A 17,982-nucleotide genomic window follows, 5' to 3' on the forward strand; every position below is an offset into this window, starting at 1 on the left:
CGCGCCCGGGCCTAGCGTTCAATCCTAATCGGCTTCACTGCGGCGATCCGCGCCGTTTCGTCATCGGGATGCGGTTTGCCCTCGAATTCGAAATCCTCCAGCCTGCGGGCGCGGCCCCCGGCCTTCTCGGCGGAGGTCTTGATTTCGCGGATGTCCTTGCTGGCCTGCTCGAAATGACGGTCGAGGTTGCCGACACGATCCTCCAGCCGGGAAACGTCCTTGAACAGGAGACCGAGCTCGCGCCGGATCGCGCCTGCCTGTTCGCGCATCCGCGCATCCTTCAGCACCGCGCGCATGGTGTTGAGCGTGGCCATGGCGGTGGTGGGTGAGACGATCCAGACATGGGCGGCGAAGCCTTCACGCACCAGATCGCCGAAATTGGCGTGCAGTTCGGCGTACACCGCCTCCGACGGCAGAAACATCAGCGCGCCGTCGGCCGTCTCGCCCTCGATGATGTATTTCTCGGCCACGGCACGGATATGGGTGCGGACGGCGGTGCGCATCAGCCGGGCGGCCGCCTGTTTCTCCGCCTCCGTTCCCGCGCGGACGAGGGCCTCGTAAGCTTCCAGCGGGAACTTGCTGTCGATGACGATCGGGCCGGGCGGATTGGGGAGGTGAATGAGGCAATCCGGGCGCTTGCCGTTGGAGAGGGTGGCCTGAAAGGTGTAGGCATCCGCCGGCAGGGCCTTGGAGACGATGTCGTTGAGCTGGATCTCGCCGAAGGCGCCGCGCGTCTGCTTGTTGGACAGGATGTCCTGCAAGCCCAGCACGTCGCCCGAAAGTTTCTCGATGTTGGTCTGGGCCTTGTCGATCGTCGCCAGCCGCGTCTGGAGTTCGGTGAGACTGGCGGTGGTGCGAACGCTGCTGCCATGCAGGCTGTCGGCCATGGCCTTCTGCACCTGTTCCAGCCGCGCCTCCATCGCCTGAAGCATCGTCATCTGGGCCGTGGCCTGCGCCTCCGACACATGATGCAGGCCACCGCGCAACTGTTGCTGGCCCTCGCTGAGGCTGCGCACGGTCTCGCCGAGCGCGGCGAGGTGGCCGGCGAGCGGCTCGGTGGCGCGGGCGGAGCGGCCCGCGGCACGCAGGGCAAGGATGATGGCGAGGAAGAAACAGGCCACGAGCATAGCGCCGATGGCGATGGCGATAACGTAAGGGTCCGTGAAGGAATAGGTCTGGCCGGCGATCTCGATCATGTCTGCCTCATGTGCGCCCGAACAGCCGCTCGATATCCGAGAGGCTGAGCGAGATATAGGTGGGCCGCCCGTGATTGCACTGGCCGGAATGCGGTGTCGCCTCCATGCGCCGCAGGAGTGCGTTCATCTCATCCGCGCCCATGCGCCTGCCGGAGCGGACGGAGCCGTGGCAGGCCATGCGCGAGAGCACCGCCTCGATCCGGTCGGTCAGCGTTTGCGAATTGCCGAGATCGGCCAGTTCGTCCGCTATGTCGCGGAGCAGGGCGCGGCTGTCGACCTCGCCCAGAACGGCGGGGGTTTCGCGGACGGCGACGGCTCCGGGGCCGAAGGCTTCGACCACGAGACCCGCCTGTTCGAGCGCCCCGGCTTCGGCAAGCACGCGGGCAAGGTCGTCCGTTTCCATCTCGACGATATCGGGGATGAGCAATACCTGACGTGGCACGCCATTGGCGGCGACCCTGGCTTTCATTTCCTCGTATACCAGCCGTTCATGGGCTGCGTGCTGATCGACCAGCACCATGCCGGTTTCGGTTTGGGCGACGATGTAGTTCTGGTGCAGTTGCGCCCGGGCGGTGCCGAGCGGAAGGGAGAGCGCCTCCTCCGGCGCCGCGGGGGCGCCCTCGTCGGCGCTGGGGCCGGGTTCCACCCGCCCCGAGGACCAGCCCGGGCCTTCGGCGAAACCGGGGGACGAAGCCGCCGGCCGCGCGGCGGCGGGAAAGGCGCGGTCCATCTGATATACCGGGGCTGCCGGGCGATCCTCCGGACGGAACGCACCGAGGGCGGCGCCGGACACGGTGGAAGAGGCGCGGTGGCCGGCCGCAGCCAGCGCGTGGCGCAGGCCGGAGACGATGAGACCGCGGGCCAGACCGGGATCGCGGAAGCGGACCTCTGCCTTGGCGGGGTGCACGTTGACGTCCACCAGTTCCGCCGGGCAGGTGATGAACAGGGCCGCAGCCGGGTGCCTGTCGCGGCTGAGGAAATCCGAATATGCGGCACGAAGCGCACCGGTGAGCAGCTTGTCCTTTACCGGACGGCCGTTGACGAACAGGAACTGGGCCACCGCGGCGCCACGGGAATAGGTCGGCAGCGCCGCATAGCCCGTCAGGCGCAGGGCCTCGCGCGGGGCGTCGATGGCGAGGGCATTCTCGATGAACTCACGCCCCAGCACCTGCCGCAGCCGTGCGGGCAGTGCCTCCGGCCCCATGCCTGGATCGGCGCGGAAGACGGTGCGGCCCTCGCCACCGGCGGAGATGTCGCGCAGGGTGAAACCGACTTCGGGCGCGGCCATGGCCAGGCGCTTGACCGTCTCCGAGATCGCCTGTGCCTCGGCCCGGTCGGTGCGGAGAAATTTCAGGCGCGCAGGCGTGGCGCGGAAGAGGTCGGCCACCTCCACGCGGGTGCCGGTGCTGCGGGCGGCGGGGCGGACGGGCGCGGCGGTGCCGGACCTGACTGTCAGGGTCGCCCCTTCGGGTGCGCCTTCGGCACGGGATGTCAGCGTCAGGCGCGCGACGGCACCCAGCGAGGGCAGCGCCTCGCCCCGGAAGCCGAAGGAATGGATGTTCAGGAGGTCCGAGCCGTCGATCTTGGACGTGGCGTGGCGCGAAAGCGCCAGCGGCAGTTCGGCGGCCGGAATGCCGTGGCCGTCATCCTCCACCGCGATGAGGGTCTTGCCGCCATCGGCATAGGCGATGTCCACCCGCCGCGCACCGGCATCGAGTGCGTTCTCCACCAGTTCCTTGACTGCGGATGCCGGCCGTTCCACCACCTCGCCGGCGGCGATGCGGTTGGCGGCGGCATCATCCAGTTGTGCTATGGGACGCCGCGGAGCTGTTTTTTCCTGCATATTGGGGATGAGTGCTTCCATGGCACAAGGGTTAGCATGGAAACACGCGATTCTGCCAGTGGTGCAGCATACGGTTTCGGGCCGATCCTGGCGACATCGATCGCTGCTCGCTTTGGGAAATGAATGTGATCCGAGTTCGTCGCCCGGTGGGATGCGTCAGGCACCGGAGGACAGATCTTGCGCGAGCATGAGGGCGTTGCCGTCGGGATCGTAGAAGGTGGCGGTGCTGACCATGCCCTCCACGGTGATCGTCTCACCGTCGAAGCGCACACCCTCTGCCTCCAGCGCCGTGCGGGCGGCCGTGATGTCAGCGATACCGAACACCGGAACGGTGTTGCCGGGTGCCGGCTCCGCCTGTTCACCAAGACCGAGAGTGACGCCGGGCGTGTTGGTGCGGACCTCGCTCCAGCCTGCCTCATCCATGTGATAGCTCAGATCGAAGCCGAGCATGTTGCCGTACCAGTCGGCACTGGCGTGCCTGTCGCGCACAGAAAGGGCGATGGTGATGGTGTTGTCGGGGGAAATCACAGACATCTGCTTTCCTTTTCGATGCAAAATATATATACTATACTTTATGGACATTGATATGCTTGTCAAGCTTACGACGCGGGCCTGGTCGCTGCGGATACTGGCGCTGATGCACCGTGGCACGCCGGGACGGCAGGCAACGCTGCTGGCTGCCTGCGGGGCCGGGCGAACGAGCTTCAGCCACAGTCTCGCGCATCTGGAGAAGCTGCGGTTGCTGGAGCGCAATCCCGGACACGGGCATCCGCTGAGGCCGGAATTCCGGCTGACGACGGAGGGCGCGGCGATGGCGCGGCTGGCGGACAGGATCGAGGCGGCCTCGCCGGGGACGGAAGAGGCGGCGCTGCTGCGGCGGGCGTGGACGGTGCCGGTGCTGGCGGTAAGCCGGGAGCCGCGGCATTTCTCGCAGATAAAGGGCCAACTCGGCGGGATCACCGACCGGGCGCTTTCGCAATCCCTGAAGACCCTGACGGCCGCGGACTGGCTGGAGAGGTGGGTGAACCCCGCAGGGCACCCGCCGCGGCCGGTGTACAGGGCGGCGAACGCGGGTGCGGAGATCAGCCGTGCAGTGCTGCGGGTGACGGGGTGAGGGAAGCTACTGGGTGGTGTCAGCGATGCCTTCGGGTTGCCCGACGATCACGACGCGGAGGGCATCGGGCCTGTAGAGGCGGGTTGCCAGAGCGTTGATCTCCTCCAAAGTCAGCGCTTCCACCTGCTCGTTGCGGGTGTCGACATAGTCAAGCGGCAGGCCGGCGAGTTGCATGCCGACGAGCGAATTGGCGATCGCGCCGTTGGAGGTGAAGCGCAGCGGGTAGGAGCCGGTGATGTAGCGTTTGACGTCGGCCAGTTCCTTGGCCGTTACGCCTTCGGCGGCCATCTTCGCCCATTCTTCCTGCACCAGCCCGACGACTTCGGCCATCCGGTTGTTGGCGCTGGCAACGGAGCCGAGCAGCAGATCGCCGTAATCGGCGGAGGCGAGATAGGCGTAGATACCGTAGGTCAGGCCGCGTTTCTCGCGGATTTCCTCACCCAGCCGGGAGTTGAAGCCGCCGCCGCCCATGATGGTGTTGAGGACGTAGGCGGCGATGAAGTCCGGGGAGTCGCGCTCTATCCCCTCGTGGCCGAAGACGGCGACGGACTGAGGGGTGGCGAGGGGAACCACCTCCAACTCGGCGGCATCGGTAATGGTGGCCCTTGCGGGCAGATCCGGCCCATCCTCCGGCAGGCCGGCAAGCAGACGGTCGATCATCGGGCCGACTTCGGCGGCGGTGATGTCGCCGACGACGCCGACGACTGCGCGGCTGCGGACGAGGCTGCGGCGGTGGGCGGCGACGACATCGTCGCGGGTAAGGGCGGCGACCGTTTCCGGCGTACCGGACGTAGGGTTGGCATAGGGATGCTCACCAAAAACCCGTTGCCGGAACGTGAGGGCGCCGATGTAGTTCGGATCCGTGAGTTCGGACTGGAGGTTGGAGAGGACCTGCGCACGGACGCGGGCGACGGAGACCTCATCGAAGGTGGGATTGCCGAGAGCGCCGGCCAGGAGGTCGATGGTGGCATCACGGTTGTCGCTGAGCATCGTCGCGGAAATGGAGACGCCATCGCGGTTGCCATCGTAGGAGAAGCGGGCGGCCAGATCCTCCCGCGCGGCCGCGAAGCCGGTGGAATCGAGGTCGTTGGAGCCTTCCTCCAGCAAACCGGCCATCAGCACTGTGGCACCGAGCTTGTCCTGCGGGTCGAGGACGGCACCGCCTTTGAATTCCACTTCGACGGAGATGATGGGAATCGAGGGTTCCTCCACCAGCCAGACGGTGGTGCCGGCCGGGGTGGTGACTTCCTGGATATCCATTGCCAACCCTGCGAAGGGCAGCAGGAGGACGGTGACGAAAACCCTGAAGAACATGCTCATTCCGTCGTTCCTTCCCTGTCCGCTTCCGATGACATGAGGTAGCCGGTGACGGAACGGCGCGGATCGAACACCTCGCGCGCGGCGGCCATCACATCCTCTGCCGTGACCGCCGCGAGGGCGGCGGGCCAGTTCTCGACATCCTCGACAGTCAGGCCGGCGGTGAGGGAAATACCATAGTTGCGCGCCCTGCCCTCCTGATCATCCAGTGCGTAGATCTGGGCAGCGGCGATCTGCTTCTTGACCCGCGCCAGATGCTCCGGGTTCGGCCCCTCCTCCATGAAGGCAGCCATGGCGGCGTCGAGCTTCGTCTCCGCCTCGCGCAGGCCGATGCCGGGCTTGGGGACGACGAACAGGCCAAAGGTGGTGTCGTCGAGCATGGTGGCGTTGTAGAAGGCGCTGGAACTGACCGCCACCTCCTCCTCAAATTGCAGCGATTGCGTCAGGTGGGCGGTGACACCGTCGCCAAGAAGGTCTGCGAGGATCACCAGTGCCGCCGCCTGCGCCTGGTCGCCGGACTGGCGGCTGGGTGCGAGGTAACTGCGGATGACATATGGAGAGCCGGCGCGGGCATCGATGTACTCGACGCGGCGTGCCGCCAGTTGCGGCGGCTCCTGCGGGCGGACGCGAGGCGGAAGGGTGTCGGAAGGCTCCAACGGGCCGAAATACTGTTGGGCCAGCGCCTCGACCTCCGCCGGATCGACATCGCCTGCAACGATCAGGATGGCATTGTTGGGTGCGTAATATGTTCCATAGAAGTCTAGAGCATCCGCCTTCGTCAGCGCCGTCATCTCGTGCCGCCAGCCGATGATCGGGCGGCCGTAGGCGTGGTTGAGGTATTGGGCGGCGCTGCGGTGTTCGCCGAAGATGGCACCGGGGTTGTTCTCCACCCTGAGGTTACGCTCCTCGATCACCACCTGAAGTTCCGGCTCCACCACCTCGTCGGAAATGACGAGATCGCGCATCCGGTCGGCCTCCATTTTCATCATCAGTTCCAGCCTGTCGCGGGCGACGCGCTGGAAGTAGCCGGTATAGTCGTAGGAGGTGAAGGCGTTGTCGACGCCGCCATTGTCGGCGACGATCCGGGAGAACGCGCCTTTGGGGATATCATCGGTGCCTTCGAACATGAGATGTTCGAGGAAATGGGCGACGCCGGAGCGGCCAGCGGGCTCATCGGCGGAGCCGACGCGATACCAGACCATGTTGGTGACAACCGGCGCGCGGCGGTCGACGATCACCACCGCCTCCAGCCCGTTCTCAAGGGTGAAGGTGTGGACATCCTCGCCGGAGACGGCGGCGGCCTGTTGCGGCAGGAGCAGTAGGGCCAGACCGGCCAGAAACAGTCGCATGATCAACCTCTCGTTCGGATCAGCGGTGATGATAGAGACAGCCGATGGTTGCTCAAGGGGTAACACCCCTTGGGCGGATAAAGGTCGCGTGATCCGGGCGGATCAGCGTGGCGGCACCGGCGGGACCTGCAGGCCCTGTCGCCGAAGGCGGGCGGCCTCCGTCTCCGGGTCCAGCCGCTGGCGCCGGTAGATCAGGTATTCGGTATCCTTGTCGAACACCCGCTCCAGCAGCAGGCCACGATTGCGGCGGCGGAACTCCGCATCCTCGGCCCGCACGACGCTGCGGATATCAGGCGTGACACCGGCCCGCGAGAGGGCGGAGATCAGGGCACCGTCGGATGCGACGGGTGCGGCGAGCCCGGTACGGCCGGTGAGCGCGGCGATCATGTCCGCCCGCGGCGTCAGATCCGTCCGGTTGCCGGCGCCGGGAGTCGGCGGCGGCAACTCGTCGAGGCTCTCTGGCAGGACGAGCGGCTTTTGCGGCAGAACGGCAAATTCGTCGGGCGAGGTCTTGTTGCTGGCGGAAACACGTTCCACCAGAGAGGTATCGTCACTGCCACCGCACGCGGACAGCGCCAGTACCGCCAGAAAACCGAACCGCATCATACGCATCTTCACCAACGCTCGCTCCCGCCCGTGATCTTGTTTCGGGCAGTTCTAGCGGAGTTTGAGGGCGGCGTCACCCTCACTCCGCATCCTTGCCGGTAAAGAAGATGAGGCCGAGGGCGCCGACGAAAATCGCGACATCGGCGACGTTGAAGGAGTAGGGATTGTCGATGCCGCAGCAGGACATGTTGAGGAAATCCGCAACGGCCCCGTATTGCACCCTGTCCCAGACATTGCCGATGGCCCCCCCGACCAGCATTCCGGCGGAAACGGGCACGAGCCAGCCCTCGGCACGGCGAAACCACCAGATGACGCCGGTACAGATGACCACGGCCAGGGCTATCAGACCCCAGCGCATGAGGTCGGAGCCGGACGCGCCGATGCCGAAGTTGACGCCACGGTTCCACGCCATCACGAAATTCAGGAACGGGGGCACGACCTCGATATCCGCGAGACTGCGCAGATCCAGCCATTCGACGACCACAAGTTTCGTAAGGCGGTCGACAAGAAAGATCGCTATGGCCGTGATCCAGAGGCGTTTCATCGTCAGTGCCGGAAATGGCGCATGCCGGTGAAGACCATCGCCAGCCCGGCCTCGTCGGCCGCGGCGATCACCTCGTCGTCGCGCATGGAGCCACCGGGCTGGATCACCGCGGTCGCGCCGGCGGCGACGGCGGCCATCAGGCCGTCGGCGAACGGAAAGAAGGCATCGGAGGCGACGACGGCGCCTTCGGTCGGAGATGTGGCCAGACCCAGCGTTTCGGCCATGTCCTGCCCCTTGCGGGCGGCGATGCGGGCAGAATCGACCCGGCTCATCTGGCCTGCGCCGATGCCAACGGTGGCGCCGTCTCGGGCATAGACGATGGCGTTGGACTTCACATGCTTTGCGACGCGCCATGCAAACAGCATGTCGGAGAGTTCCTCACCGCTGGGCTTTCGCCGGGTGACGACCTTCAGGTCCTCCATCGCCACACGCCCGGCATCGCGATCCTGCACAAGATAGCCGCCAGCGACCTGTTTCCAGACCTGCCCCTTTGCCTCCGGTGCGGGCAGACCGCCGGTGGTGAGCACGCGGACGTTCTTCTTGGCGGCCAGAATCGCCGCTGCCTCGTCGGAAATGTCTGGTGCGATGACCACCTCGGAAAAAATCCGGACGATTTCCGCCGCGGTTTCCGCGTCCAACGTCTGGTTCAGTGCGATGATGCCGCCGAAGGCGGAGGTGCGGTCACAGTCGAACGCGGCCTGATAGGCGGCTTTCAGGCTCTCGCCGGTGGCGACGCCGCAGGGGTTGGCGTGCTTGATGATGGCGCAGGCGGGGCCGAGAGCGGCATCGAACTCCGCCACCGCTTCGAAGGCGGCGTCGGTGTCGTTGATGTTGTTGTAGGACAGTTCCTTACCCTGGATCTGGCGGGCGGTGGCGACGCCGGGCCTGGCTTCACCGGTGGTGTAGAACGCCGCGCCCTGATGCGGGTTCTCGCCGTAGCGCAGCGTCTGGGCGAGCGTTCCGGCGACGGCCTTGCGGCGCGGCGCTTCCTCGCCGATCGCCCGGGCCATCCAGCCGGAGACGGCGGCATCGTAGGCGGCGGTGCGGGCATAGGCGTTGGCGGCGAGTTTCTGGCGGAAGCCGCGTGTGGTCGCGCCCTTGCCGGCCTCAAGCTCCGCCAGCAGCGGCGCATAATCGGCGGTATCGACGACGACATTGACGAAATCGTGGTTCTTGGCGGCGGCGCGGATCATGGCCGGGCCACCGATGTCGATATTCTCGACGCAGGTTGCGTAATCCGCGCCGCCAGCGACGGTTGCCTCGAACGGATAGAGGTTGACCACCAGCAGGTCGATGCCGGCGATGCCGTGCGCCTCCATCGCCGCCAGATGTTCGTCGTTGTCGCGCAGGGCCAGCAACCCGCCGTGAACGCCGGGATGCAGCGTCTTCACGCGCCCGTCCATCATCTCGGGGAAGTTCGTAAGTTCGGAAACGTCGCGCACGGCCAGCCCGGCGTCACGCAACGCCTTGGCCGTACCGCCGGTGGAGACGAGTTCGATGTCCATCGCGGCAAGCGCCGTTGCGAGATCGACAAGGCCGGTCTTGTCGGAAACCGAGAGAAGGGCGCGGGTGACGGGCACAAGGTCGGGTCGCATGATGGCTCCGTTTTGACAGGGATCGGATTGGCGCCGCTTTTGCCCGCAAGGGCCGCCGGGGTCAATGCCCCCTCAGGTGATGCCGCCCCCTCCTGCATCGGCACGTGCGTCGCTGCCGGCCTGCCGCGCCATCGCGAGAGCGGCGCGACGCACGTCGGCGGCGAGCTCGCTTTCCGGCAGCGTCTGGGCGAGGATCATGCCCCCGACGCTCAAAGCGGCCACGGCCATCGCCCGCTCCCGCGCGGTATCGTCACCTTCGTCGCCATCGGTTGCGAGCAGCGAAATCATGGTGGAGAGCAGCCGGCCATAGCGCTCCTGCACCTCTGGCGCGGCGCGGGCGATCTCGGAGGACAGGGCAATCATCGGGTATTGGCCGCGACGGTCCGCGAGGTGATCGTCGCCGAGATAGGCCTCGATCATCCGCTCCGCCATATCGGCGCGCCCTGCCTCCGGATCGATGCCGGCGGCGCGGCGCCATCGGCCTCTATCGCGGCCGCCGCGGCATCCTGCGCGGCGACGGCGGTGACCCGATGCTGTTCAAGTTGAGTCGCGCGCATGGGTTGTTCATCGAAACCGCACCACTGACGGCCCTGGTACTGCTGGCTGCCGAGGCGCAGGGGCTCGACAAAGCCTGGCTTTGGGCGGCATTCGCGGCCTTCTATGCCGGACGGGCCCTGCACTGGTTCCTGTACGACAGTGGTGCCCGCGGGCTATCCATGGTGCTGACGCTGGCGTCGGGTTTGCTGTTGGGGATCTGGGTCGCGTTGCGGCTGGCGGGAGGTGGCGGCTAACGCTCCCGCTTTTCTCGGATCACCCGCCGCACCATCTTGCCGAACGCCTTGCCCTGCGCCCGTCTCTCCGACAGCGTCGCCGAATTGAAGGCATCCTCCCGTTTCAGCTTCTGCCAGCGTGCGAGGCGCGGCGCGTCGATTTCGCCCTGCGCCAGCGCCGCGCGGACGGCACAGCCCGGCTCCGTCTCATGGGCGCAGTCGTTGAAGCGGCAGGCGGCGGCGAGAGCCTCGATATCCTCGAAAACACCGGCGATGCCCGCCTCGGTGCCGAACATCTGCAACTCGCGCATTCCCGGCGTGTCGAGAACGCAGAAACCGCCGGGCAGGATGTGCAGCGCCCGGTGCGAGGTGGTGTGCCGACCCTTCGCGTCATCCTCGCGGATGCCGCCCGTCGCCATGACCGGCTTGCCGGAGAGGGCGTTTACGAGCGTCGATTTCCCGACCCCCGAAGAGCCGAGGAAGGCCAGCGTGCGGCCGGGACTGCACCATGGGGCCAGCGTCACGGCCGGTTCGGTCCCGCGCGCATCGAGGGCAAGCACCAGTACGCGTTCGGAAATCGCGGCAGCGTCGGCGACAAAGCCGTCGGCATCCGCCAGATCGGCCTTGGTCAGCAGGATCACCGCCTCGACCTCGGCCTCGAAGACCAGAGAGACATAGCGCTCCAGCCGCGCGATGTTGAAATCGGCGTTGCAGGAGGAAACGATGAAAGCGGTGTCGACGTTGGCGGCGATGCGTTGATGCTCCCGCGTCGTGCCCGGCGCGCGGCGCTGAAACAGGCTCCTGCGGTCCAGCAGACGGCTGCGGGCGGGATCGTCACGGTCAAACAGCAGCCAGTCACCGACCGTGGCCTCCGCTTGCGGTGGCAGGGTCGCGGTGATGGCCTCTCCCGTTGCCTCCATGCCGCTGCGATGCTGGGCAACGACGCGGACCGGCGGATGGGCCGCCATTTCGTCGATGGAGGTCTGGGCGGCAAAAAACGGCTGCCAGCCGAGTTGCCGAAGGGTCGAGAGCGGGCGCGGCGTGGGTGCCGCATCGGGGAAAAGCTGGGAATAGTCCCGTGTCATCGGAAGATGCTCCATGTCCGGCCGGTCAATCCGGCCTCGTGGTGTCTGGGATACGCGGCGTGTCGCACACGCGGCGTCCGGTAAACGCGTGGCAGTCGGACACAACGCGCAAGTTGCGCGTTCCGTGGCCATTGCTGCATCGGGACGGCGTGCTGCCGTCCCACCCCGATCAGGACATCAAATCTCCATCGTTCCTGCGAAGAAGCTACCGCCGAAGGCAGCGGCGGTCAAACCCGCCATTCTTCATCTTTCTGAAATATCCAATCGCCACGCCCGGACAATCCTGACGCTTGGTCAGCCGCGCATCCGACCCTGCCCGAAATCCCGCAGGCTCGGCCCCTTGTCCTCGCTGCGCACGAAGGACCAGTTGAGCGTGGCGCTGTGGCTGGTGGTGCGGGCGCGGACGACAATCTGGCGGGTGGCGACAGGTTCGGGTTCGGTCGGGTCGAGCCATGCGCTGGTTTCGGTCTCCAGCAGGCCGCCCGACTGGCGGAACACCCATACTTCGCCGCTGCCGGGACGCAGCACGATCATTTCCGGCAAACGGCCGGTGTCGATCTCGACTTCGGGGTGCAGGTGGAAATGCAGGACAAGCGCCACCCCCAGTTTCTCCGCACCCTTGATCCGCTGGGCAAAGCGTCGCTCGCCCTTCACATCCGGGGCCAGCAGCACATCCTCGCCATGCACCTGATCGCCGCCGGAAGAAACGAAGAGGCGCCGCTCATGCACCAGCCCGTAATCCACCATGTAACCGTCGTGGCGGGCCTGTACCCACATGCCGGACGTATCCTTGGCCTGGCTCATCGTCACCATGCTCGGGCGTGTCGCCAGCGGTTGTGGCAAGTGGCCGCTGCCGCGCGAGGGGGCGAGTTGCGAACTGGAGGTCTTGTCAACGGCGAGGGTGTTGTGGGCACCGGTGGTGCGAGGGTTTCGGTACCATTCGGGGCCGAAGCTCATGCCCGGGCCGACATTGACAATGAATGGCCGCCGCCCGGTGCTGAGTTCGAAGCCGAGAGTGCTGGCATGGGCCAGGGCTGCGTCCGGCCCGCCCTGTGGACGGGCGCAGTCGAGGATCGCCGTGGTGCGCCCGCCGTGCAGGCGGATATAGCCCATCTGCGGTTCCTCGCCCGGACGTTTGCGCACGCGGGCGCTGGCCAGAATCCTGTCCAGCTGGCCCTCGGTACCGCCGCTGCCGCCGTGGAACCGGGCGAGGCTGCCGTCACCGAGGCGCAGGGCCCGCAGCACCGGCGTCACCGTCTCGATCGCCTTCTGGATGGAGCCGCCGCAGCGGTGGCCCGTCACCTCGAGGATGTCGCGCACGGCGATAAGACCGGCGAGGACATGCATCAGCGCCTCGGGATTGCGCGACGGAATGGCACCGGACGGCAGCAGTGTCGAGGCGCAGGTGCCATCCAGTTCCTGCGTCAGCGCGAGGCGCGCATCTTCCTGCCCGACGAGACAGGCGGCAACCTGCACGAGTGCCGCGAGGGAACGCAGGCGGCGGTGCGCGGAAATCTCGGTGCCGATGACGGCATCGGCGAAGGCGAACTGGCGGGGAAGTTCGCCGGTGATCCTGTCCCGGATCTGGCCGGTCATCACCGGCTCGAGGAACGGCAGCGCCGCGAGAATGTTGATCAGACGGCGGGCGACGATATCCGGCGTCCAGCCGGGGCCGTCGCCGGCGGCGTAGCGATCGATCCAGCCGAGGAACCAGCCAAGCGCCCGCGCCCGCGCGGCCTTCGTACCCAGAGCCGCGAAATCGGCCAGCCAGTCGAAGGCGTGCAACTCTCGCATCATCGGGCCGGGATCGAGCGGCAGGTCCCACGGGGTCAGGGCCGGACACGGGTGGCGCTGGCCCAGGATCACTACCTCGCCCTTCAACGCCGCGCGGGCGGCCTGAAAATCGCCGTAGATCGGCGGGATCAGGGTATGAAAACCTTCGAAGGGCGGCGGATCGCCGAGTTTCTTGAAGGTGGAGCGGGCCTGGCTGTCGCCACGCATGTCCAGCAGCTTCGGAAAGCGGGCCAGAAGTGTGGAGAGCGGGCCGGACATGGGTTTCCTCGGGTGTTTTGCGCAAGCCTAGCCTGAGTTCGCGGCGCAATCCACGCAGGCGTTACGGCTTTCGCAGCGAAGTGGCAAAAAAGCCGTCCATGCCCCCGCGTTCCGGCCAGAAATCCGGGCGCAGGCGCAGGCTGCCGGAGGCGTTGATGAATGCGGGCTCGATGCCGCTGCCCGGCGTGACCGGCACAAGCGCCAGACCGTCGTGCCTTTCCAGTGCCTGCGAGACCTGACGCTCGCCTTCCTTGGGCAGCAGCGAACAGGTGCAGTAGAGCAGGATGCCGCCGTGTTTCAGCCAGCCGAGAGCACGGTCGATCAGGTCGGCCTGCAGCGCCAGCAGTGGCCGCAGATCGGGGGACGGGCGGGCGTGTGGCAGGTCCGGGTGGCGGCGGATGGTGCCGGTGGCGGAACAGGGCGCATCCAGCAGGATGGCGTCGAAGGGCGCCTGCGGCTGCCATTGCCGGGCATCGGCGACGACGATCTCCGCCCGGAGGCTGGTGCGGGCGAGGTTCTGGCTTATGCGTTCGCATCGCGCCTGTGAAATATCCAGGGCCGTCACCTCGGCCCCGGCGGCTGCGAGTTGCATCGTCTTGCCACCGGGGGCAGCGCAGAGGTCGAGGACGCGCTGACCGGTGATATCGCCCAGCAGGCGCGCCGGGATGGCGGCGGCGGCATCCTGCACCCACCAGCGGCCCTCGTCATAGCCGGGCAGTTCGCTGACCTGCCCCGGGCGGGTGAGCCGCAGGCTGCCGGTGGGCAGCAGTTCGGCCCCGAGTTCGGCGGCAAGCGCCTCGGCTTCGGTGGCATCGCGCGGCGTCAGGTCCAGTGGCGGCGTGGTGGCATGGGCAGCGGCGATACCGTCGACCGCCGCCTTGCCGTAGGCCTTGCGCAGGGCGGTGGCCAACCACTCCGGCAGAACCGGCGGTGGCACGGCCGCAGCCTCGGCTACAACCTTGCGGGCGACCGCGTTGACCAGCCCGGACAAGCGCTTGTTGTTGCCACCAAGCAGGTTGACGGCCGAACTTACCGCGGCATGAGGTGGCACGCCTTCCACCAGCCCTTCGAAGGCGGCGATGCGCAGCGCGATCATGGCGCCCAGCGGCGGCATCCGTTCGACGTGCTGGCCAATGACGGCATCGAGACTGCCGAGATTGCGCAGAACGCCCGTAGCGAGGGATTGAGCCCGCGCCCGCTCCGGCCCCTCAAGGTCCTGAAGGGGGCTGTCGGGCGCGTCCAGAAGTTCCGTCAGCATCCGACGGTCGCGCAACACGCCGGCCAGCAACCGTTCCGCCGCCTTGCGCGGCGCGAGACCCGCGCTCACCGGCTGCGCCGGACCGAGGGAATGCGACTCTCGGCATAGCTGGCCCTGCGCGGCTGCCCGCCCCCTTCAAAGCCGTCGAGCGCGGCCAGCGCCCGGATGCGGTTTTCCACATTGGGATGGGTGGAGAAGAGATTGTCGACGCCGCGATGGGTCAGGGGATTATAGATGAACATGTGCGCGGTACTGGGGTTTCGCTCTGCACTTGGCAACTCGATTCTGCTCGCGGTTCCGGAAATCTTGCGCAGCGCGTTCATAAGGCCGCGGTTGTCACCGGCGATCTGCGCCCCCAGCGCGTCGGCACTGTACTCGCGGGTACGGGAGATCATCATCTGGATGATGGTGGCGGCAAAGGGCGCGAGGATTGCGGCCGCCAGCATCGGAAGGATGCCCCCCCGCTCGCGGTTGCCGCCGAAGAAGAAGGCGAAGTTGGCAAGCATCGACAGGGCACCAGCGACCGTGGCCGCGATCGTCATCGTCAGGGTATCGCGGTTCTTCACATGGGCGAGTTCGTGGGCCATGACGCCGGCCACCTCGTCGCGATCAAGGATGCGCAGCAGGCCTGTCGTCGCCGCCACCGCCGCGTTTTCAGGATTGCGACCGGTGGCGAAGGCGTTGGGCTGATCGGAGTTGATCAGGTACACGCGCGGCATCGGCAAATCGGCGTTGCGGGCGAGCCCGGCGACCATGCCGACGAGATCGGGGTGCGAACTTTCGGTGACGAGCTGGGCGTTGTGGGCCTTCAGCGCCAGCTTGTCGGAATTCCAGTAGGCGAAGACATTCATGCCAACGGCAACGAACAGGGCGATGATCATTCCGCCGCTGCCGCCCATCAACCAGCCCGCGCCCATGAACAGCGCCGTCAGCGCCGCCAGCAACAGTCCCGTTCGAAACACGTTCATTGTCACACTCCGCTTGCCGGGGCCGGGCGCGATGCCCATATTCGCCCCATCACGGGAGAGATATTGGGATGACCGACAGTTCTGACAAGGCAGCCATGCGCCGCAGGCAAGCGGCCGAACGCGCACTGGCGGAGGCCGAGGCACGACGGGCGGCAACGCCGGAACCGGCGCTGCCGCCGGAACTCGGCGGACGAGATGGCCCCGAACCCACACGCTTCGGCGACTGGGAGAAGAAGGGCATCGTCAGCGATTTCTAAGCGGGTGCAATCGGATCGCTCAGATGCCCACACCCCGCGTCATCTCGATTGCGGGGTGCAGGCTCGTGGCCGCGGGCGCCGGGCCGTCACGGCTGATTTCCGGGCCCGTGGCACAGGCGGCGAGCAGGATTAGGCTAGCGAAGGCGGCGGCGGTGCGGCTGTGGGTTTGTATGAAGGAAAGCATGGTCGATCCCCTTTAAAGTGAGCATCGCTTACCAAATGTAAGCAATGCTCACTTAGTCGAGATTGACCGCTTTGTAAACAACGCTTACATAATGGTGATGATGTTGAAATCCTGCCCACTCGGCAAAACCCTTCGTCGTGGCGATCTGCGCGACGCTCTTGTCGCCTATGCTCAGGCGGAGACACAGGCCGGCCACATCGAAACCATGAGTCTGCGTGCCGCCGCGCGCGATCTGGGCGTTTCATCCGGCGCCGTCTATCGCCATTTCGCCGACAAGGACGAATTGCTGAAGGCAGTGGTGCATCTGGGCTTTCTCGATCTGCGGGAGCGGTATTTCGCGATCCGTGCCGAGAATGACAAGGCGACCAGCGCCGAGCAGGCCGTTGCCCGCGCCTTTGCCTTCGGCCAATCCTACGTGGCTTTTGCAAGCGAGAATCCGACGCTGTGGCGGCTGATGTTCGGGCGCATTGGGGTGATGTGCCGCGACGAACAGGTCAAGGACGAGGAGATGATGCGCTACACCATCCTCGACGCCGTGGCGCATAACATCAATGATCTGCACGAACTCGGAGCGCTGACGCGCAAACCCGACATTCAGGACGTGCGATTTGCCTGGAGCGCCATTCACGGTGCTGCCGATCTGGCCCAGTCCGGGGTGCGGCACGACCATGCCGACATGCAACTGGTGGCGAAGGAGACCATGGTCCGATCGCTCCGCTCCATGGGATGCCGTGAAGAATTGCTGGTGGAGCCCACGCTTTCTTAACCATGGGCCGATAGAGATCTGGCCTCACAGGCATCGGCTTACAGGTATTCGAGGCGGACATGACACGGGATTCCCTGCTTATTCTTCAAAGCGTCGACCGGCGGGAACGGCGGGGCGTGATGGCGGCGCTTGATCATGCGCAATGTCTCGTCTGGTTCGATGCGCTCGGCCGCGTCGTCGACGGAAACCCCAATGCGCAGGACCTGCTGAGTTACGATCTCGACAACCTCAAGTCCTGCACACATGCGGCGCTGACAGGGGAAACCGATGTGGACAGCCCGCGGTATCTGACCCATTGGGCCCGCATTCGCGATGGTGAGCTGCGGAATGAGGAACGCAGCGTGCTGACCCGCAACGGAACGGAAGTGTGGAGTTCGATCTCCTACGCCGCCATCCGAAATGATGCCGGCAAGACGCGCCGGGTGCTGGCCATCATCATCGACCTGTCGCCTTGGTCGTGGCGGCCGAAAGACCTTAAATGATCAGGGGAAGCCGACACTGGTGCTGACACCGCCACCAGTGGCCCCGGTAGAGGGGTCCACGCCGACGGAGGTGCCGACCTGCACATGCGGTCCGATGGAGGTGGCACCGCCGAAACTGAGGTAGCAGCCAGAGAGCATCAGGCACAGCGACGCCGCGGCGATCAGCTTCAAAACCGAATTCATGATGATCTCTCCTGCCACGCCATCGCGGGATCTCCTTCTGCCACCGCCGGTTCTTCGATCTCCGCCAGCAGGCCCATGTCTGCCAGTTGACCCTCCAGAGCGTCCATGTCCGCGTCGGTAAAACCACCGAACGCAGCCATCCAGACGGAGGCCGGACGCAACGCCTCCTCCATCAGCCGGCACCACTTCACCCTGCCCTCGCGCCGTTGCTCCACCAGCCCGGCCCTCGACAGCAACGCAATGTGCTTGGAGACGGCAGCCAGTGACATCTCGAACGGCTCCGCCAGATCGGAGACGGTACAGTCGCCCTCCAGCAGGCGCGAGACGATGGCGCGGCGCGTCGGGTCCGCCAGCGCGGCGAAGGTCGTGTCGAGTTGGTCGTTCGCGGTCTGCATGGCGGTATCTGGCAGCAA

21 protein-coding genes are annotated in these 17,982 nt (G+C 66.3%); 5 read left to right on the forward strand and 16 right to left on the reverse strand.

All coding sequences use genetic code 11. From position 1 onward, the window contains the following. Positions 1-11: 11 nt before the first annotated feature. The 3 genes from GO499_RS12585 to GO499_RS12595 all read right to left on the reverse strand — a co-directional run bounded on the left by GO499_RS12585 (position 12) and on the right by GO499_RS12595 (position 3,573). Positions 12-1,196 (reverse strand): DNA recombination protein RmuC, encoded by a 1,185-nt coding sequence (locus GO499_RS12585; RefSeq protein WP_161862504.1) that lies wholly within the window; start codon positions 1,194-1,196, stop codon positions 12-14. A 7-nt stretch (positions 1,197-1,203) separates the two neighbouring features. Beyond that, positions 1,204-3,060: a DNA mismatch repair endonuclease MutL gene (mutL, locus tag GO499_RS12590; RefSeq protein WP_161862505.1), complete on the reverse strand. Its 1,857-nt coding sequence runs from the start codon at positions 3,058-3,060 to the stop codon at positions 1,204-1,206. A 135-nt stretch (positions 3,061-3,195) separates the two neighbouring features. After that, the gene (locus GO499_RS12595) at positions 3,196-3,573 is read right to left on the reverse strand and encodes a VOC family protein (RefSeq protein WP_161862506.1); all 378 of its coding nucleotides are present in this window, start codon (positions 3,571-3,573) and stop codon (positions 3,196-3,198) included. Between the two features lie 52 nt (positions 3,574-3,625). Between GO499_RS12595 and GO499_RS12600 the strand changes: the two genes are divergently transcribed. Beyond that, positions 3,626-4,153: a winged helix-turn-helix transcriptional regulator gene (locus GO499_RS12600; protein ID WP_348520776.1), complete on the forward strand. Its 528-nt coding sequence runs from the start codon at positions 3,626-3,628 to the stop codon at positions 4,151-4,153. Positions 4,154-4,159: 6 nt separating this feature from the next. Here the strand turns inward: GO499_RS12600 and GO499_RS12605 are convergent, their stop codons facing one another. The 6 genes from GO499_RS12605 to GO499_RS19745 form a co-directional block, all read right to left on the reverse strand. Beyond that, positions 4,160-5,473 carry a M16 family metallopeptidase gene (locus GO499_RS12605; protein ID WP_161862508.1) on the reverse strand — a complete coding sequence of 438 codons (1,314 nt, stop codon included), beginning with the start codon at positions 5,471-5,473 and terminating at the stop codon, positions 4,160-4,162. Next, positions 5,470-6,819 (reverse strand): M16 family metallopeptidase, encoded by a 1,350-nt coding sequence (locus GO499_RS12610; protein WP_161862509.1) that lies wholly within the window; start codon positions 6,817-6,819, stop codon positions 5,470-5,472. The genes GO499_RS12605 and GO499_RS12610 overlap by 4 nt, the downstream gene beginning before the upstream one ends. Before the next feature lie 102 nt (positions 6,820-6,921). Continuing rightward, positions 6,922-7,431, reverse strand: a complete 510-nt coding sequence (locus GO499_RS12615) for a DUF3035 domain-containing protein (protein ID WP_161863971.1) — start codon at positions 7,429-7,431, stop codon at positions 6,922-6,924. A 73-nt stretch (positions 7,432-7,504) separates the two neighbouring features. After that, positions 7,505-7,969 (reverse strand): signal peptidase II, encoded by a 465-nt coding sequence (gene lspA, locus GO499_RS12620; RefSeq protein WP_161862510.1) that lies wholly within the window; start codon positions 7,967-7,969, stop codon positions 7,505-7,507. 2 nt (positions 7,970-7,971) lie between these two features. Next, complete coding sequence (gene purH, locus GO499_RS12625; RefSeq protein WP_161862511.1) at positions 7,972-9,564, reverse strand: bifunctional phosphoribosylaminoimidazolecarboxamide formyltransferase/IMP cyclohydrolase; 1,593 nt, start codon at positions 9,562-9,564, stop codon at positions 7,972-7,974. Positions 9,565-9,636: 72 nt separating this feature from the next. Continuing rightward, a complete protein-coding gene (locus GO499_RS19745) occupies positions 9,637-9,996 on the reverse strand; it encodes a hypothetical protein (RefSeq protein ID WP_284154722.1) in 360 nt (119 codons plus the stop codon). A gap of 98 nt (positions 9,997-10,094) precedes the next feature. Here GO499_RS19745 and GO499_RS19750 point away from each other — a divergent pair, with 98 nt between their 5' ends. Then, on the forward strand, positions 10,095-10,355 hold the full coding sequence (locus GO499_RS19750; protein ID WP_284154723.1) for an MAPEG family protein: 261 nt from the start codon (positions 10,095-10,097) through the stop codon (positions 10,353-10,355). Here GO499_RS19750 and rsgA read toward each other — a convergent pair. From rsgA to htpX, 4 genes are all read right to left on the reverse strand, one after another. Continuing rightward, the gene (rsgA, locus tag GO499_RS12640; protein ID WP_161862514.1) at positions 10,352-11,419 is read right to left on the reverse strand and encodes a ribosome small subunit-dependent GTPase A; all 1,068 of its coding nucleotides are present in this window, start codon (positions 11,417-11,419) and stop codon (positions 10,352-10,354) included. The two genes, GO499_RS19750 and rsgA, sit on opposite strands and share 4 nt — an antisense overlap. 294 nt (positions 11,420-11,713) lie before the next feature. After that, on the reverse strand, positions 11,714-13,471 hold the full coding sequence (locus GO499_RS12645) for a heparinase II/III family protein (RefSeq protein WP_161862515.1): 1,758 nt from the start codon (positions 13,469-13,471) through the stop codon (positions 11,714-11,716). Positions 13,472-13,532: 61 nt separating this feature from the next. Then, a complete protein-coding gene (locus GO499_RS12650) occupies positions 13,533-14,798 on the reverse strand; it encodes an RsmB/NOP family class I SAM-dependent RNA methyltransferase (RefSeq protein WP_284154724.1) in 1,266 nt (421 codons plus the stop codon). Then, positions 14,795-15,697 carry a zinc metalloprotease HtpX gene (htpX, locus tag GO499_RS12655; RefSeq protein ID WP_161862516.1) on the reverse strand — a complete coding sequence of 301 codons (903 nt, stop codon included), beginning with the start codon at positions 15,695-15,697 and terminating at the stop codon, positions 14,795-14,797. Before htpX ends, GO499_RS12650 begins: the two co-directional genes overlap by 4 nt. 68 nt (positions 15,698-15,765) lie before the next feature. Between htpX and GO499_RS12660 the strand changes: the two genes are divergently transcribed. Then, positions 15,766-15,954 (forward strand): DUF1674 domain-containing protein, encoded by a 189-nt coding sequence (locus GO499_RS12660; RefSeq protein ID WP_161862517.1) that lies wholly within the window; start codon positions 15,766-15,768, stop codon positions 15,952-15,954. Positions 15,955-15,973: 19 nt separating this feature from the next. On the opposite strand, the gene GO499_RS12665 is transcribed toward GO499_RS12660, so the two are convergent. Further along, on the reverse strand, positions 15,974-16,138 hold the full coding sequence (locus tag GO499_RS12665; RefSeq protein ID WP_161862518.1) for a hypothetical protein: 165 nt from the start codon (positions 16,136-16,138) through the stop codon (positions 15,974-15,976). Positions 16,139-16,238: 100 nt separating this feature from the next. On the opposite strand from GO499_RS12665, the gene GO499_RS12670 reads away from it, so the two are divergent. Then, entirely contained in the window at positions 16,239-16,904 is a 666-nt protein-coding gene (locus tag GO499_RS12670) for a TetR/AcrR family transcriptional regulator (protein ID WP_161862519.1), read from the forward strand. A 59-nt stretch (positions 16,905-16,963) separates the two neighbouring features. Continuing rightward, positions 16,964-17,386 carry a PAS domain-containing protein gene (locus tag GO499_RS12675; protein ID WP_161862520.1) on the forward strand — a complete coding sequence of 141 codons (423 nt, stop codon included), beginning with the start codon at positions 16,964-16,966 and terminating at the stop codon, positions 17,384-17,386. Here GO499_RS12675 and GO499_RS12680 read toward each other — a convergent pair whose 3' ends face one another. Together GO499_RS12680 and GO499_RS12685 are read right to left on the reverse strand one after the other, a co-directional pair. Next, the gene (locus GO499_RS12680; protein ID WP_161862521.1) at positions 17,387-17,569 is read right to left on the reverse strand and encodes a hypothetical protein; all 183 of its coding nucleotides are present in this window, start codon (positions 17,567-17,569) and stop codon (positions 17,387-17,389) included. Then, entirely contained in the window at positions 17,566-17,964 is a 399-nt protein-coding gene (locus GO499_RS12685) for an ArsR/SmtB family transcription factor (protein WP_161862522.1), read from the reverse strand. Before GO499_RS12685 ends, GO499_RS12680 begins: the two co-directional genes overlap by 4 nt. Positions 17,965-17,982: the final 18 nt, after the last annotated feature.

It is taken from the genome of Algicella marina (genome assembly GCF_009931615.1).
Taxonomy (GTDB): Bacteria; Pseudomonadota; Alphaproteobacteria; order Rhodobacterales; family Rhodobacteraceae; genus Algicella; species Algicella marina.